Genomic DNA, 14,450 nt, shown 5'->3' with positions numbered 1-14,450 from the left:
GCACATTGAACAAGCAGCTCCCGGGCTGCATAACAAAACCCTTTGCTAAGGCAAAAGGAATGCAAGGAGAACAGGCGTGGCTCGTATCGCTGGCGTCAACATCCCGACTGCAAAGCGCGTAGTTATTGCGCTTCGCTATATTCACGGGATCGGACCGAAGTTTGCTCAGGAAATCTGCGACAAGGTTGGTATTCCGGCCGAGCGTCGCGTCCATCAACTGACGGATGCTGAAGTTCTGCAGATCCGTGAAGCCATCGACCGTGACTACCAGGTCGAAGGTGATCTGCGTCGCGACACCGCGATGAACATCAAGCGTCTGATGGACCTGGGTTCTTACCGCGGCCTGCGTCATCGTCGCGGCCTGCCGGTTCGCGGCCAGCGCACCCACACCAATGCCCGCACCCGCAAGGGTCCGGCAAAGGCGATCGCTGGTAAGAAGAAGTAATTTCCGGGAAACCGGGATGGGGAGGCTGGCGGTCCGCCGGCCTCTTTTGAGTTTGGAGCGGCGCCCCGTGGGCGTTGCTTCGGTGGAGCCGCTGGCATTACGGCGGTGCAGAGATCCAAGAAAGGACTACCATGGCCAAGGAAGCCGTACGCGTTCGCCGTCGCGAGCGTAAAAATATTTCGTCTGGCGTCGCACACGTCAACTCGACCTTCAACAACACGATGATCACCATCACCGACGCGCAGGGCAACGCTATTGCCTGGTCGTCCGCTGGTGCCAAGGGCTTCAAGGGTTCGCGCAAGTCGACCCCGTTCGCTGCCCAGATCGCTGCCGAAGACTGCGCCAAGAAGGCTCAGGAACATGGCATGAAGTCGCTGGAAGTCGAAGTTTGCGGTCCGGGTTCCGGTCGCGAATCCGCTCTGCGCGCGCTCCAGGCTGCCGGTTTCATGATCACGTCCATCCGCGACGTGACGCCGATCCCGCACAATGGTTGCCGCCCGCGCAAGAAGCGTCGCGTCTGATCATCGCCACTCTCGACACTGGCCGGGGCAGATGCGTCCGGCCCGGTGTTTCTCAAGCTCGGTTGTCACGATTGGATGGTGACAACGAACGGAAGGCAAAAACATGATTCAGAAAAACTGGCAGGAACTGATCAAGCCCAACAAGGTCGAGTTCACCTCGAGCGGCCGTACCAAGGCAACGCTCGTGGCCGAACCGCTGGAGCGTGGCTTCGGTCTTACCCTCGGCAACGCGCTGCGTCGCGTTCTGCTGTCTTCTCTGCGCGGCGCCGCTGTGACGGCCGTGCAGATCGACGGCGTGCTGCACGAGTTCTCCTCTATCCCGGGCGTCCGGGAAGATGTGACGGACATCGTGCTGAACATCAAGGAAATCGCCATCAAGATGGATGGCGATGATGCCAAGCGCATGGTTGTCCGCAAGCAGGGCCCAGGCGTTGTAACGGCTGGCGATATTCAGACGGTCGGCGATATCGAAATCCTCAACCCCGAGCATGTCATCTGCACGCTCGACGAGGGCGCCGAAATCCGCATGGAATTCACCGTCAACAACGGCAAGGGCTATGTCCCGGCCGAGCGCAATCGTGCGGAAGATGCTCCGATCGGTCTCATTCCGGTCGACAGCCTTTATTCGCCGGTCAAGAAGGTGTCCTACAAGGTTGAAAATACCCGTGAAGGACAGGTTCTCGACTACGACAAGCTGAGCATGTCGCTCGAAACCGATGGTTCGATCAGCGGTGAAGATGCCGTCGCTTTCGCGGCTCGCATCCTGCAGGATCAGCTTGGCGTGTTCGTCAACTTCGACGAGCCGCAGAAGGAAACCGAAGAGGAAGCAGTTACCGAACTCGCTTTCAATCCGGCTCTCCTCAAGAAGGTGGACGAACTGGAACTGTCCGTTCGCTCGGCAAATTGCCTGAAGAACGACAACATCGTCTACATCGGCGACCTCATTCAGAAGACCGAAGCAGAAATGCTCCGCACGCCGAATTTTGGTCGCAAGTCGCTGAACGAAATCAAGGAAGTTCTCGCTTCCATGGGCCTGCACCTCGGCATGGAAGTGCCGGCATGGCCGCCCGAGAACATCGAAGATCTCGCCAAGCGTTACGAAGACCAATACTAACGTTTCAAACGGCAGGCGATCGATGCCTGCAAGTGAAGGAGAATAGCCATGCGCCACGGTAAAGCCGGCCGCAAGCTGAATAGAACCGCCAGCCACCGTAAGGCGATGTTCGCCAACATGGCGGCTTCGCTCATCACCCATGAGCAGATCGTCACCACGCTCCCGAAGGCGAAGGAAATTCGTCCGATCGTCGAGAAGCTGGTAACCCTCGGCAAGCGCGGTGATCTGCACGCTCGTCGTCAGGCCATCTCGCAGATCCGCGATGCAGCCGTCGTTTCGAAGCTCTTCGACGCGATCGCAACGCGCTACGCCACCCGCAACGGCGGCTACCTGCGTATCATGAAGGCTGGCTTCCGCCAGGGCGACAATGCCGCTCTCGCAGTTGTCGAATTCGTCGATCGCGACGTCAATGCCAAGGGCGCAGCCGACAAGGCTCGCGTTGCCGCTGAAGAAGAAGCCGCAGCCGCTTAAGGCCAGCTTTGGACTAGAGATTGAAGGCCGGATGAGAAATCATCCGGCCTTTTCTCGTTTGTGGATCTCGGAAGCGGCCTTTCATTCCTCACCAGCACCAGGGAATATCGACATTCTCAAGCCGGGTCGTTTATCGATTTGCGCATCCATCTGTGAAGGGCTTAGCCAGGCATGCAGCGGAAATTGACGCGCAGGAGAACAGGTTTGCCTCTGGCGCTGCTGCTAACCATAGCCTGCGGCCTTGCGCTCAGGCGGTTCGGATATGCCGTGCATCTGCCCTTCGAGGTCGTGAAATATGGTGGCTCGATCTTGTGGGGAGCCATGGTCTACTGGTTGCTTGCGACGGTCTTTGCCGGGACGCCTCGGTTCCGGATCAGCTTGGCGGCAGTCGTCGTCGCCGTGCTTGTCGAGCTTTTCAGGCTTTGGCATACGCCGGCGCTGGATGCGTTTCGATTGACCACGGCGGGGGCTCTGCTGCTGGGGCGAGTGTTTTCGCCCTGGAACATTCTGACCTATGTTACCGGTATCGCGGCGGCTTTGGCACTGGATTGGGTGCTATCGAGGTGGAAGCGCTTGGTCTGACGCCTGACCTTCATTCCGCGGCCACTACCAGCCGCCGTTGCGGCTCGTCGCCAATTGTTTGCGGTCTCGATCATTCTGCCGTTTGGCCATCAATATTCTCATAGCTGCATTTCCCATTTCAGATGGCGCTTTGGATCATAATAATTTGAATCCTAATTAGTTTAGTGCTAATGGATTCCTATGAAATCGTCAAACGCGCTGCAGCGCCTCTTCACCGCCAATCTGCTGACCACCGGACGCCAATGGCGCCGGGTCGTCGATCTCGCGCTGAGCTCCTATGGCATATCCGAGGCCGCGGCCGCCCCGCTGCTTTGGATCGGTCGTCTGGGAGGAGGCGTGCGGCAGGTGGTTCTCGCCACCTATGTCGGCATCGAAGGACCGTCTCTGGTCCGCCTGCTCGATCAGCTCGAAAGCATGGACCTCGTCATCCGCAAGGATGATCCGACGGATCGGCGCGCGAAAGGCCTGTGGCTGACGGCTGAAGGCGAGATGCTTGCCTCCCGCATGGAGGACGCCCTCGACGAGCTGCGTGGCAAGATCCTCGCCAATGTCGACCCGGCGGATATCGAGGCTGCTGTTCGCGTTCTCAAGGCTTTCGAGGAATTCGAATCGCCGAAGACTGGCGATGCCGAGCCGGAGCGGGAGAAGGTTCTATGAGCGTTCCGTCCTGGCGCGACTGGCTGTTTTCGGTCAAAGCCTTCATTGCAGCGATCATGGCGCTGTTCATCGCGCTGTCGCTGGATCTGCCGCGTCCCTATTGGGCGATGGCCGCCGTCTATGTGGTCGCTAATCCTCTTGCTGGCGCAACCAGCTCCAAGGGGCTCTATCGTGCTCTCGGTACGCTCATCGGTGCCACTGCGTCGGTGATCCTCGTTCCGCTCTTCGTCAATGCGCCGGAGCTGCTCTCCGTCGTCGTCGCGCTGTGGACCGGCACCTTGCTGTTCATCTCGATGCTTGACCGTACCTCGCGCAGCTATGTCTTCATGCTGGCCGGCTATTCGCTGCCGCTCATCGCGCTGCCGACCGTCGGCGCGCCGGCAACCGTATTCGATGTGGCGCTTGCCCGTTCCGAGGAGATCATCATCGGCATCGTCTGCGCGAGCGTCGTCAGCGCCATCGTCTTTCCGAGCAGCGTCGGCACGGTACTCGGCAAGCGCATAAGCTCCTGGCTGGATGACGCCGGCACGTGGGCGGATGAGATCCTGCGCGGCGAGGGCGCTTCTCCCGCAACTCCCTTGAAACGCCAGAAGCTTGCCGCCGACGTTTCCGGGCTCGATCTCGTCATCAGCCAGCTGCGTTATGATGCGGGCAGCCGCGATATCGTCAGGCATTCGCGCGAGCTGCGCGGCCGTCTGCTGATGTTGCTGCCGCTCTTCTCGTCTCTCGCCGATCGCCTGCATGCGCTGAAAGCCGGCGGAAAGCTGCTGCCGCCGCCGCTTGTCGCCGTTTTGAACGAGGTGGCCGATTGGCTCGAGCAGGGCGGTCGCGGCAAGGCCGACGATACCGCCGATGCGCTGTCGAGAAAAATCGAGGAATTGCAGCAGAACGACATCGATCTCGGCTGGGACGATCTCGTCCGGTCGAGCGCTCTCGATCGCCTCAAGGAAATCGTCGATCTCTGGCAGGACTGCCTGACGCTGCGCGACCAGATCATCTCCGGCCAGCAGGTCGGCACATGGCGCCCCGCCGTTCGTCACCGCAATGTCGTTGGTCACATCAGGCACTATGACTATGGCCTGCTTGCCTTCTCGGCCGGCGCGGTTGTCGTTGGCATCGCCGTCGCCTGCTTCTTCTGGATCTATTCCGGATGGGAGGATGGCGCGGGCTTCGTCACCATGGCCGCGGTAGCCTGTTCGTTTTTCGCCTCGCTCGATCGTCCCGCACCCTTCATCACTTCGATGTTCGTCTGGTGCGCCATGAGCCTGGTCATCGCCTGCGTCTACATCTTCGGCATATTGCCGTCGATCTCCGGCTTCGAAATGCTGGTGCTGGTCTTTGCGCCGCCCTTCCTGGTGATGGGCCTGTTGATCCCGCGCCCGCAGACCAACATGCTCGCCATGCTGCTGGCGGTGAACGGAGCAACCTTCATCGCGCTGCAGGACCGCTATACGGCCGATTTCGCCAGCTTCGCCAACAGCGCGGTCGGGGCTCTCGCGGGTGTCGGCTTCGCTCTGGTCTGGACCTTGCTCACCCGTCCGTTCGGGGCCGAACTTGCCGCCTGGCGGCTGGTGAGGGCCGGCTGGACCGATCTTGCCGAAACTGCGGCCGGCATCCGCCGCGCCGATCACGAGCGCCTGTCCGGCCGCATTCTGGATCGTCTCGGCCAGCTCGTACCCCGCCTTGCTGGCATCGAGGATCGCGAGCTGAAGAAGGTCGACGGCTATGCCGACGTTCGTCTCGGCTTCAACGTGCTGATGCTGCAGAAGGAGCGTGGCCAGCTAAAGCCCGCCGCGGCGGCATCCGTCAGCGAAGTGCTGATCGGCGTTTCGGATTTCTATCGCTCGCGGCTGAAGGCCAAGCGCGCCATCGATCCCTCCGACGATCTGCGCATGTCGATCGACCGTGGCCTCGAGGCGGTCGCACAGGAAAAGCGGCATTCCGGCCGGGCGAGCCTTGATGCGCTTGTCGGCCTTCGCCGGGCGCTCTTCCCGCATGCCGAGCCGCCGGCGAGCTGGCGACCGCCCGTATCGGACATAACCCAACCACATTCCATTGCCGCCGAGTAATATCATGCCCGCAGAATTCGATCTTTATGGCGTCTACATCCCCCGCCTTCTCGTTCTCATGCTCGTGACGCTGTTTGCCGTCATCGTCCTTCGACGCCTGCTCGCATGGATCGGAGCCTATACTCTGGTCTGGCATCGCGGTCTCTTCGATCTCGCGCTTTACGTCCTGCTGCTCGGCGCCGTCTCCTCCGTTTCTCGTTGGTACTTCACATGAACGCGTTAAAACTCATCGGCCGCGTGGCCGTCACTCTCATCTTCGTCGTTGCCGCCGTCTATGTCGGCCGCCAGCTCTGGGGTCACTATATGGATGAGCCGTGGACGCGCGATGCGCGTCTCAGGGCCGATGTCGTCGGCATCGCGCCTGACGTCTCCGGTCTCGTGAGCGAGGTCCTCGTCAAGGATAACCAGATCGTCAAGAAAGGCGATGTTCTTTTCCGCGTCGATCGGGATCGCTTTGCCATCGCTCTCGAGCAGGCGGATGCAGCCCTTGCAAGCAGCAAAGCCGCTCTCGATCAGGCCCGCCGCGAAAGCCAGCGGCAGGCTCGCCTCGGCGATGCCGCCTCCCTGCAGCAGAAGGAGCAGGCGCTGACCACCGTGCAGCAGGATGAAGCCGCTCTTCGTCAGGCGACCGCCAATCGCGAGCTCGCTCAGCTGAACCTCGACCGTTCCGAGGTCCGCGCCACCGTCAACGGCACGATCTCGAACCTCAGCCTGCGCCCGGGCGATTATGTTTCGGCCGGCACTGCCAAGGTGGCGCTGATCGATACCGATTCCCTGCGTGTGGAGGGCTATTTCGAAGAAACCAAGCTGCCGCGCATCCATGTCGGCGATGAGGTCTTCATCCACCTGATGGGGCAGGCCGAGAAGCTGACCGGCCATGTCGAAAGCATCGCCTACGGCATCGAGGATCGCGAACGCACCTCCGGCAGCCTGCTTGCCAACATCACGCCGACCTTCAGCTGGGTGCGCCTGGCGCAGCGCGTGCCGGTGCGCATCGCGCTCGACAAGGTGCCCGACGGCACGAAGCTGATTGCCGGCCTGACAGCGACCGTCGAGGTGCAGGAGCAGGACCAGGCGAACATCGCCAGCGCCGCGGAATGACTGTCTTCTAGAGCGGTTCAGCTTTTCACGGAATCGCAGAACCGCTCTATCTCTTTGTTTCTCCGCAATTCCGGACGGAAAATCGCTGCGCACTTTTCCTGGAATTGCTTTAAAAAAGAGCAGGGCGGCCGAATTCAGGCCGCTCTGGAGCTGGAAGCAACGGCCGGCCTGCGTGCGGCCCGGCGCTTCTCCATCATGATCGGCCTGTAGGATCTGTAGAGGATCATGGCGATCAGTAGGCCGATATAGATATATTGCTCCAGTGACAGCACCTTTGTCGACAGGGCGAAGTGCAGGGCACCGCAGGCGGCGATGATATAGACCAGGCGATGCAGCCAGATCCATTTCTTGCCGAGACGTTTGATCGAGAAATTGTTCGAGGTCACGGCAAGTGCCAGCAGCATGACGAGCCCCGCCATGCCGAACATGATGAAGGGCCGCTTCAGCACGTCGTCGATGACGGCCTGCACATCCAGCGCCTGATCGAGGACCATATAGACGGTCAGGTGCATCAGCACATAATAGAAACAGAGTAGGCCGAGCGCGCGGCGATAGCGCAGATAATTCCAGCCGAAGAGATCGCGAAGCGGCGTGACCGCAAGCGTCAGCAGCAGGAAACGGATCGCCCATAGTCCCAGGAAAAGCTCGAAGGTCTTGACGGCATCGGCGCCGAGCTGGTCCGTCGCGCCGAGATAGAATTCCCATGCGGCCGGCAAAAGTCCGACAAAATAGAGCGCCCAGACTGAGGCGGATTGCCAGCGCTTGGGGAGGGCGAAGGACATGGCCATCAGAAATTCACCCTGAGATCCATGCCGCTATAAAGGTTGGCGACCTGATCGGCATAGCCGTTGAAGGGCAGGGTGGGATGACGATTGGAGCCGAAGAAGCCGCCTTCGCCGATGCGCCGTTCGGTCGCCTGGCTCCATCGCGGATGATCGACGGCCGGATTGACGTTGGCGTAGAAGCCATATTCCTGGCTGTTGGTCGCCTGCCAGGTATTCAGCGGCTGTTTGTCGGTGAGCGTGATGCGGACGATCGACTTGATGCCCTTGAAGCCATATTTCCAGGGTACGACGAGCCGGATCGGCGCGCCGTTCTGGTTCGGCAGGGTCTCGCCGTAGAGGCCGACGGCAAGCAGCGTCAGCGGGTTGCGCGCCTCGTCCAGGCGCAGTCCCTCGACATAGGGCCAGTTCAGGGATTGCAAGAGGCCCGATTGCCCCGGCATCTCGGCCGGCCGGACGATTGTTTCGAAAGCGACGAATTTGGCGCTGCCCTGCGGTTCCACCTTATCGAGCAAGGCGGAGAGCTGGAAGCCGTCCCAGGGGATCACCATCGACCAGGCTTCGACGCAGCGCATGCGATAGACGCGCTCTTCCGGGGGGAATTCCTTGATCAGAGCGTCGATGTCGAAGGTGCCGGGCTTGTTGACCATGCCGTCTACCTTGACGGTCCAGGGCCGCGGCTTGAACTTGCCGGAGAGATTGGCGGGGTCGGATTTGTCGAGGCCGAATTCGTAGAAATTGTTGTAGGTGGTGACGTCCTTGATCGGCGTCAGCTTCTCGTTGACCGTATAATTGCTCTTGGTCGCCGCCAGCGCTTCGGCCATCGCAGCCTTGCCGCCGATGGCCGCCATGCCCATGCCGGCGGCCGCCGCCGTCAGGACGCCGCGGCGCTTGAGATAGATCGAGCGGGGTGTGATTTCGGAAGATGCGATTTTGGGCGGACGATAGGCGGCCATGGAACAGTTCCTCTATGCGCTAGCAGCTTCGATATAAGCGATACGCAGCGGATGCAGATTTTATTACACTCTTAGGCCGGCATTTCTTTGGAAGTGAAAGCAACTTTTTGTGTGCGCTTGCGATCGGGCCGTTTCATTCCCAACTCTGGTCGTACGACTTGTTCGCCCGGACGTGGCCTTGCTTGGCAGCGTACCGGATTCGCTTGAGTTGATAGTGACAGTATCGCACGATTGGATTAGGACAATTCCAAAAAGCGGAGTTGCCGGCGTCCTTTTCGGCTCGAAACCGTGGGCTATGCCGACGCCGCGCAAATTCCAGGATGACGAGGAAGAAACACCATGCCAGCTTATCGTTCCAGAACCACCACCCACGGCCGCAACATGGCCGGCGCGCGCGGCCTTTGGCGTGCGACGGGTATGAAGGACAGCGATTTCGGCAAGCCCATTATTGCGGTGGTCAACTCCTTCACCCAGTTCGTGCCCGGCCACGTTCACCTCAAGGATCTTGGTCAGCTCGTCGCGCGCGAGATCGAGGCGGCTGGCGGCGTTGCAAAGGAATTCAATACCATCGCCGTCGACGACGGCATCGCCATGGGTCATGACGGTATGCTCTATTCGCTGCCGTCGCGCGAGCTGATCGCCGACAGCGTCGAATACATGGTCAACGCCCATTGCGCCGACGCCATGGTCTGCATCTCCAACTGCGACAAGATCACCCCCGGTATGCTGATGGCCTCGCTGCGCCTGAACATCCCGACCGTCTTCGTCTCCGGCGGCCCGATGGAAGCCGGCAAGGTCGTCCTGCATGGCAAGAAGGTTGCCCTCGATCTCGTCGACGCCATGGTCGCCGCGGCCGACGACAAGATCAGTGACGAGGACGTTCAGGTCATCGAGCGTTCGGCCTGTCCGACCTGCGGTTCGTGCTCGGGCATGTTCACGGCCAATTCGATGAACTGCCTGACCGAGGCACTCGGCCTGTCGCTGCCGGGCAACGGCTCGACGCTTGCCACCCATGCCGACCGCAAGGAACTTTTCCTCGAGGCTGGGCGCCGTGTCGTCGCTCTCGCGAAGCGTTATTACGAGCAGGACGATGTAACGGCGCTGCCGCGGACAATCGCCAGCAAGGGTGCATTCGAGAATGCCATGGCGCTCGACATCGCCATGGGCGGCTCGACCAACACCGTGCTGCATATCCTCGCGGCAGCCCACGAGGGCGAGATCGATTTCACCATGGATGACATCGACCGCCTGTCGCGACGTGTTCCCTGCCTTTCCAAGGTGGCGCCTGCCAAGGCCGACGTTCACATGGAAGATGTGCATCGCGCCGGCGGCATCATGGCGATCCTCGGCGAGTTGAACCGCGCCGGACTGTTGAACGTCGATCTGCCGACCGTCCATGCCCCGACGTTGGGCGAGGCGCTAGCGCAATGGGATATTGCCGTCACCGACAACAAGGCGGCTCTGGAGCTGTTCAGCGCTGCCCCCGGCGGTATCCCGACGCAGGTTGCCTTCAGCCAGAGCGCGCGCTGGGAAGAGCTTGATCTCGATCGCGAAAAGGGTGTCATCCGCGATGCCCAGCATCCCTTCTCCAAGGATGGCGGTCTCGCCGTCTTGAAGGGCAATCTGGCGCTCGATGGCTGCATCGTGAAGACGGCCGGCGTCGATGAATCGATCCTGAAGTTCTCCGGCCCGGCCAAGGTCTTCGAAAGCCAGGACGCTGCCGTCAAGGGCATCCTCAGCAACGAGGTCAAGGCCGGCGACGTCGTCGTCATCCGCTACGAAGGCCCGAAGGGCGGCCCCGGTATGCAGGAAATGCTCTATCCGACGAGCTATCTGAAGTCGAAGGGTCTGGGCAAAGCTTGCGCTTTGATCACCGATGGACGCTTCTCCGGCGGCACCTCGGGCCTCTCTATCGGCCACGCCTCGCCGGAAGCGGCAAACGGGGGCACGATCGGCCTGGTACGCGAAGGCGACATGATCGACATCGACATCCCCAACCGCACGATCAGCCTGCGCGTCGACGACAAGGAACTTGCCGCTCGCCGCGAAGCTCAGAATGTTAAGGGTTGGCACCCGGCTGAAGCACGCAAGCGTAACGTCACCACGGCGTTGAAGGCCTATGCCGCGTTTGCCACGAGTGCGGACCGCGGCGCCGTTCGCGATTTGGGCGGGAAATAATAAAGCACCTTCGCCCCGCGCAGCGGGGAGAAGGTGGACTCGAACGGTCGAGCGGAGCTCGGCCGCGAGAGGACGGATGAGGGGCTTTTGGAGATTTGCCGCGGCGGAGGAGTGTGCCTGTCCCCGCGCTTGCCCCTCACCCTAACCCTTTCCCCGCAGGCGGGGAGAGGGGACTTGTGCGGCAAAGCCCTCAACGTCATCGCAAAGCAGCTTCTACAGCGGCCGATTGATCTGCTTGTACGCGTCGTTCAGCTCCTTCAGGCGATCTTGATAGGACGAAGTCAGGCAAGCGACATCGGCGCCGCAGGCCTGCCGTTTCTTCAGCCATTCGGTCTGCTGGTCCTGCATCGTTCCGCGCGCGCCCATGGCGAGAAGGCCGGAGAGCAGGTCGAAGGTCGTCACCATCTTAACGTCGGCATCGTTGAGCGCCCGTACCTCGCATATGGTCTTTTCGTCCGGCTTCAGGTTCTGCGCCTCGCAATCAAAGCTGGCGGCGTGGGAGGTGCCGGCCATGCCCAGCGAGATGAGGAAGGTAGCGGCGGCAAGATGGTTCGATCGCATGTTTGGTTCCCTTTGACGATTCCCAACTCCAAATGCATGACAACATGTTTTTGTTCGGCGAGCCTGTTTTTTATCGTTGCCAGCGTCCATTTATGCTTCATGCTTCCGCCCTCTTTTCTTTCTAGCGTCGGGCGCTACAACGTTGTTTAAAGAGAATTAAAAAGGGAAATTTCCATGCATGTCCTCCTGAAGCGCACTGCCGTTTCGATGATTGCCCTCGTCATGGCGATGCCGCTTTCCGCTGAGGCTCAGACGGCAAAGACACTGCCGGAAAGCCAGACGCAGATGCAGCTTTCCTTCGCCCCGCTGGTCAAGCAGACGGCGGGTGCTGTCGTGAATGTCTATGCCGAGCGCGTCGTTCAGCGTCAGTCCCCCTTTGCTGGCGATCCCTTCTTCGAGCAGTTTTTCGGCCAGCGCATGCCGAATCGCACCGAGAAGCAGTCTTCGCTGGGCTCGGGCGTCATCGTGGAGGCGAACGGCACTGTTATCACCAACAACCACGTCGTCGATGGCGCCGACGACATCAAGATCGCGCTTTCGGACGGCCGCGAATTTCCCTGCAAGGTCGTGCTGAAGGACGATCGTGTCGATCTCGCCGTGTTGAAGATCCAGTCGAAGAACGAGAGCTTCCCGGTTCTGCCGCTTGGCAATTCCGATGGCATTGAAGTCGGCGATCTCGTGCTCGCGATCGGCAATCCCTTCGGTGTCGGACAGACGGTGACGAGCGGCATCGTCTCTGCGCTCGCCCGCAACCAGGTGAAGAACGAGGTCGGCTTCTTCATCCAGACCGATGCCTCGATCAACCCCGGCAATTCCGGCGGCGCGCTTGTCAACATGACCGGCGAATTGATCGGGCTCAATACGGCGATCTTCTCCCAGGGCGGCGGCTCCAACGGTATCGGCTTTGCCATCCCCGCCAATCTGGTCAAGGTCTTCCTTGCCGCGGCCGACCGTGGCGACAAGTCCTTCGAGCGGCCCTATATCGGCGCCACTTTCGAGCCGGTGACATCCGATGTCGCCGAAGCTCTGGGCCTGGACAAGGTGCGCGGCGCGCTGGTGACCAAGGTGGTCGATGGCGGACCGGCGGCCAAGGCCGGCCTCAAGCCAGGCGAGGTGATTACGGCGTTGAACAATATCTCCATCGAGCATCCCGATGCGCTCGGCTATCGCCTGACGACGGCGGGCCTCGGCGCGACCGTGTCGCTGACCGTGCTCGATAACGGCAAGGAACATCAGACCACGATGACGCTTGCCGCGGCGCCTGAATCCATCCCGCGCGACGAGCGGGTGATCGAGGGCAACAATCCCTTCTCTGGCGCGACCGTTGCCAATCTCTCGCCGCGCGTCGCCGATGATCTGCATCTGCCGCCGGATTCCACGGGCGTCGTCATCGAAAGCCTGAAGCAGAACTCGCCGGCCGATCGGCTGGGATTTGCCGCGCGCGATATCGTTATCTCCATCAATGGGGTGGCGATCAATACGACTGAGGTCCTCCAGCGGACCGTGACCTCCAATCCAAGCTTCTGGCGCGTCGAGATCGAGCGCGACGGCCAGCGCATCCGGCAGTTCTTCCGATGAGCAATGACCTGTTTGCACCGCGGATTCCGGAAGAGGTCGCCAACAAGCGGCCTCTCGCCGATCGTCTGCGGCCGCAAACATTGGCCGAAGTCACCGGCCAGGCACATCTGACCGGCGAGGACGGCGTTCTGCGCCGAATGATCGAGGCGGGGTCGCTGGGATCGATGATCTTCTGGGGACCTCCAGGCACCGGCAAGACGACGGTTGCACGGCTGCTTTCGGGCGAGGCGGGTCTCGCCTTCGAGCAGATTTCGGCGATCTTCTCCGGCGTTGCTGATCTGAAAAAGGTGTTCGAGGCGGCACGTCTGCGCCGCATGGATGGCCGCCAGACCCTGCTGTTCGTCGATGAGATCCATCGCTTCAATCGCGCTCAGCAGGATAGCTTCCTGCCCGTGATGGAAGACGGCACGGTTATTCTTGTGGGAGCGACGACGGAAAATCCGTCTTTCGAACTCAACGCCGCTCTTCTCTCCCGCGCCCGTGTGCTGACATTCCGCTCACATGACGAGGAGAGCCTGGAGGAACTGCTGCGCCGAGCCGAAACGGTGGAAGGAAAGCCGCTGCCGCTGACGGACGACGCTCGTGCCAGCTTGATCCGCATGGCCGATGGCGATGGCCGCTCGGTTCTGACGCTGGCCGAAGAGGTCTGGCGCGCTGCGCGCAAGGATGAGCTTTTCGATCCCGATATGCTGGTCAAGATCGTCCAGCGCCGCGCCCCGGTCTATGACAAGGCGCAGGATGGACACTACAATCTGATATCGGCGCTGCATAAGTCGGTTCGTGGCTCCGACCCGGACGCAGCGCTCTACTATCTCGCCCGCATGTTCGACGCCGGCGAGGATCCGCTCTATCTTGGTCGCCGGCTGGTGCGCATGGCGGTCGAGGATATCGGCCTTGCAGACCCGCAGGCTCTGGTCATCTGCAATGCCGCGAAGGACGCCTATGATTACCTCGGGTCGCCGGAAGGTGAACTGGCGCTGGCACAGGCCTGCGTCTATCTCGCGACCGCGCCGAAATCGAACGCCGTCTACACCGCCTTCAAGGCAGCGACGCAGGCCGCGAAGCAGAATGGCTCGCTGCTGCCGCCAAAGCAAATCCTGAACGCGCCCACGAAGCTGATGCGCACCGAAGGCTACGGCGACGGCTATCGCTACGATCACGACGAACCGGACGCCTTTTCAGGCCAGAATTATTTTCCGGAAAAGATGGGCCGCCAGACCTTCTACGATCCGCCGGAACGCGGCTTTGAGCGCGAGATCCGCAAGCGGCTGGACTGGTGGTCGAAACTGCGCAAGGAGCGCGGCGAGCGCTAGGAAGTGTGGACAGTTATCTGATCCATAGGACGATTGCTGCGATAGTGACGACTGCGAGGTAGTTTTCGGCGGTTTTTTCGAAGCGCGTAGCGACCCTGCGGAACTGCTTGCGTCTCGAGAAG

At 61.0% G+C, this 14,450-nt stretch carries 15 protein-coding genes and 1 pseudogene; 12 read left to right on the top strand and 4 right to left on the bottom strand.

Annotated features, from left to right (window positions below; translation table 11 throughout):
• Nucleotides 1-76: 76 nt before the first annotated feature.
• From rpsM to HGP12_RS28510, 9 genes are all read left to right on the top strand, one after another.
• A complete protein-coding gene (gene rpsM, locus HGP12_RS28550) occupies nucleotides 77-445 on the top strand; it encodes a 30S ribosomal protein S13 (protein WP_149638070.1) in 369 nt (122 codons plus the stop codon).
• Nucleotides 446-576: 131 nt separating this feature from the next.
• Entirely contained in the window at nucleotides 577-966 is a 390-nt protein-coding gene (rpsK, locus tag HGP12_RS28545) for a 30S ribosomal protein S11 (protein WP_003547577.1), read from the top strand.
• A 103-nt stretch (nucleotides 967-1,069) separates the two neighbouring features.
• Complete coding sequence (locus tag HGP12_RS28540) at nucleotides 1,070-2,080, top strand: DNA-directed RNA polymerase subunit alpha (protein ID WP_034507362.1); 1,011 nt, start codon at nucleotides 1,070-1,072, stop codon at nucleotides 2,078-2,080.
• Between the two features lie 48 nt (nucleotides 2,081-2,128).
• On the top strand, nucleotides 2,129-2,551 hold the full coding sequence (rplQ, locus tag HGP12_RS28535) for a 50S ribosomal protein L17 (protein WP_015339614.1): 423 nt from the start codon (nucleotides 2,129-2,131) through the stop codon (nucleotides 2,549-2,551).
• 171 nt (nucleotides 2,552-2,722) lie between these two features.
• Complete coding sequence (locus tag HGP12_RS28530) at nucleotides 2,723-3,133, top strand: DUF2809 domain-containing protein (protein WP_168842823.1); 411 nt, start codon at nucleotides 2,723-2,725, stop codon at nucleotides 3,131-3,133.
• 180 nt (nucleotides 3,134-3,313) lie between these two features.
• Nucleotides 3,314-3,790: a MarR family winged helix-turn-helix transcriptional regulator gene (locus tag HGP12_RS28525; RefSeq protein WP_168842824.1), complete on the top strand. Its 477-nt coding sequence runs from the start codon at nucleotides 3,314-3,316 to the stop codon at nucleotides 3,788-3,790.
• Nucleotides 3,787-5,859 carry an FUSC family protein gene (locus HGP12_RS28520; RefSeq protein ID WP_168842825.1) on the top strand — a complete coding sequence of 691 codons (2,073 nt, stop codon included), beginning with the start codon at nucleotides 3,787-3,789 and terminating at the stop codon, nucleotides 5,857-5,859. The genes HGP12_RS28525 and HGP12_RS28520 overlap by 4 nt, the downstream gene beginning before the upstream one ends.
• 4 nt (nucleotides 5,860-5,863) lie before the next feature.
• The gene (locus HGP12_RS28515) at nucleotides 5,864-6,073 is read left to right on the top strand and encodes a DUF1656 domain-containing protein (RefSeq protein WP_112803543.1); all 210 of its coding nucleotides are present in this window, start codon (nucleotides 5,864-5,866) and stop codon (nucleotides 6,071-6,073) included.
• Nucleotides 6,070-6,960 carry an HlyD family secretion protein gene (locus HGP12_RS28510; protein ID WP_168842826.1) on the top strand — a complete coding sequence of 297 codons (891 nt, stop codon included), beginning with the start codon at nucleotides 6,070-6,072 and terminating at the stop codon, nucleotides 6,958-6,960. The genes HGP12_RS28515 and HGP12_RS28510 overlap by 4 nt, the downstream gene beginning before the upstream one ends.
• A 134-nt stretch (nucleotides 6,961-7,094) precedes the next feature.
• Here the strand turns inward: HGP12_RS28510 and msrQ are convergent, their stop codons facing one another.
• Both msrQ and msrP read right to left on the bottom strand, forming a co-directional pair.
• Nucleotides 7,095-7,748, bottom strand: a complete 654-nt coding sequence (msrQ, locus tag HGP12_RS28505; RefSeq protein WP_409526863.1) for a protein-methionine-sulfoxide reductase heme-binding subunit MsrQ — start codon at nucleotides 7,746-7,748, stop codon at nucleotides 7,095-7,097.
• The gene (gene msrP / locus HGP12_RS28500; RefSeq protein WP_168842827.1) at nucleotides 7,748-8,698 is read right to left on the bottom strand and encodes a protein-methionine-sulfoxide reductase catalytic subunit MsrP; all 951 of its coding nucleotides are present in this window, start codon (nucleotides 8,696-8,698) and stop codon (nucleotides 7,748-7,750) included. The genes msrQ and msrP overlap by 1 nt, the downstream gene beginning before the upstream one ends.
• A gap of 339 nt (nucleotides 8,699-9,037) precedes the next feature.
• On the opposite strand from msrP, the gene ilvD reads away from it, so the two are divergent.
• Nucleotides 9,038-10,876, top strand: coding sequence for a dihydroxy-acid dehydratase (gene ilvD / locus HGP12_RS28495; protein ID WP_168842828.1), 1,839 nt, complete (start codon nucleotides 9,038-9,040; stop codon nucleotides 10,874-10,876).
• 213 nt (nucleotides 10,877-11,089) lie between these two features.
• On the opposite strand, the gene HGP12_RS28490 is transcribed toward ilvD, so the two are convergent.
• Nucleotides 11,090-11,437 (bottom strand): hypothetical protein, encoded by a 348-nt coding sequence (locus HGP12_RS28490; RefSeq protein ID WP_168842829.1) that lies wholly within the window; start codon nucleotides 11,435-11,437, stop codon nucleotides 11,090-11,092.
• Between the two features lie 174 nt (nucleotides 11,438-11,611).
• Between HGP12_RS28490 and HGP12_RS28485 the strand changes: the two genes are divergently transcribed.
• Nucleotides 11,612-13,015, top strand: coding sequence for a DegQ family serine endoprotease (locus HGP12_RS28485; protein ID WP_168842830.1), 1,404 nt, complete (start codon nucleotides 11,612-11,614; stop codon nucleotides 13,013-13,015).
• Nucleotides 13,012-14,328, top strand: coding sequence for a replication-associated recombination protein A (locus HGP12_RS28480; protein ID WP_168842831.1), 1,317 nt, complete (start codon nucleotides 13,012-13,014; stop codon nucleotides 14,326-14,328). The genes HGP12_RS28485 and HGP12_RS28480 overlap by 4 nt, the downstream gene beginning before the upstream one ends.
• 13 nt (nucleotides 14,329-14,341) lie before the next feature.
• Here the strand turns inward: HGP12_RS28480 and HGP12_RS28475 are convergent.
• Nucleotides 14,342-14,450 (bottom strand): annotated as a pseudogene (locus tag HGP12_RS28475) (IS5/IS1182 family transposase); the annotation flags it as partial.

It is taken from the genome of Rhizobium sp. P28RR-XV, assembly GCF_012641385.1.
Taxonomy (GTDB): Bacteria; Pseudomonadota; Alphaproteobacteria; order Rhizobiales; family Rhizobiaceae; genus Rhizobium.
The sequence above is the reverse complement of the archived record's forward strand: the minus strand, read 5'-3'. Positions and strand labels throughout refer to the sequence as shown.

Coding starts and splice junctions, on each gene's coding strand:
- rpsK (WP_003547577.1), top strand. CDS start 577: ATGGCCAAGGAAGCCGTACGCGTTCGCCGTCGCGAGCGTAAAAATATT.
- HGP12_RS28540 (WP_034507362.1), top strand. CDS start 1,070: ATGATTCAGAAAAACTGGCAGGAACTGATCAAGCCCAACAAGGTCGAG.
- rplQ (WP_015339614.1), top strand. CDS start 2,129: ATGCGCCACGGTAAAGCCGGCCGCAAGCTGAATAGAACCGCCAGCCAC.
- HGP12_RS28530 (WP_168842823.1), top strand. CDS start 2,723: ATGCAGCGGAAATTGACGCGCAGGAGAACAGGTTTGCCTCTGGCGCTG.
- HGP12_RS28525 (WP_168842824.1), top strand. CDS start 3,314: ATGAAATCGTCAAACGCGCTGCAGCGCCTCTTCACCGCCAATCTGCTG.
- HGP12_RS28520 (WP_168842825.1), top strand. CDS start 3,787: ATGAGCGTTCCGTCCTGGCGCGACTGGCTGTTTTCGGTCAAAGCCTTC.
- HGP12_RS28515 (WP_112803543.1), top strand. CDS start 5,864: ATGCCCGCAGAATTCGATCTTTATGGCGTCTACATCCCCCGCCTTCTC.
- HGP12_RS28510 (WP_168842826.1), top strand. CDS start 6,070: ATGAACGCGTTAAAACTCATCGGCCGCGTGGCCGTCACTCTCATCTTC.
- msrQ (WP_409526863.1), bottom strand. CDS start 7,748: ATGGCCATGTCCTTCGCCCTCCCCAAGCGCTGGCAATCCGCCTCAGTC.
- msrP (WP_168842827.1), bottom strand. CDS start 8,698: ATGGCCGCCTATCGTCCGCCCAAAATCGCATCTTCCGAAATCACACCC.
- ilvD (WP_168842828.1), top strand. CDS start 9,038: ATGCCAGCTTATCGTTCCAGAACCACCACCCACGGCCGCAACATGGCC.
- HGP12_RS28490 (WP_168842829.1), bottom strand. CDS start 11,437: ATGCGATCGAACCATCTTGCCGCCGCTACCTTCCTCATCTCGCTGGGC.
- HGP12_RS28485 (WP_168842830.1), top strand. CDS start 11,612: ATGCATGTCCTCCTGAAGCGCACTGCCGTTTCGATGATTGCCCTCGTC.
- HGP12_RS28480 (WP_168842831.1), top strand. CDS start 13,012: ATGAGCAATGACCTGTTTGCACCGCGGATTCCGGAAGAGGTCGCCAAC.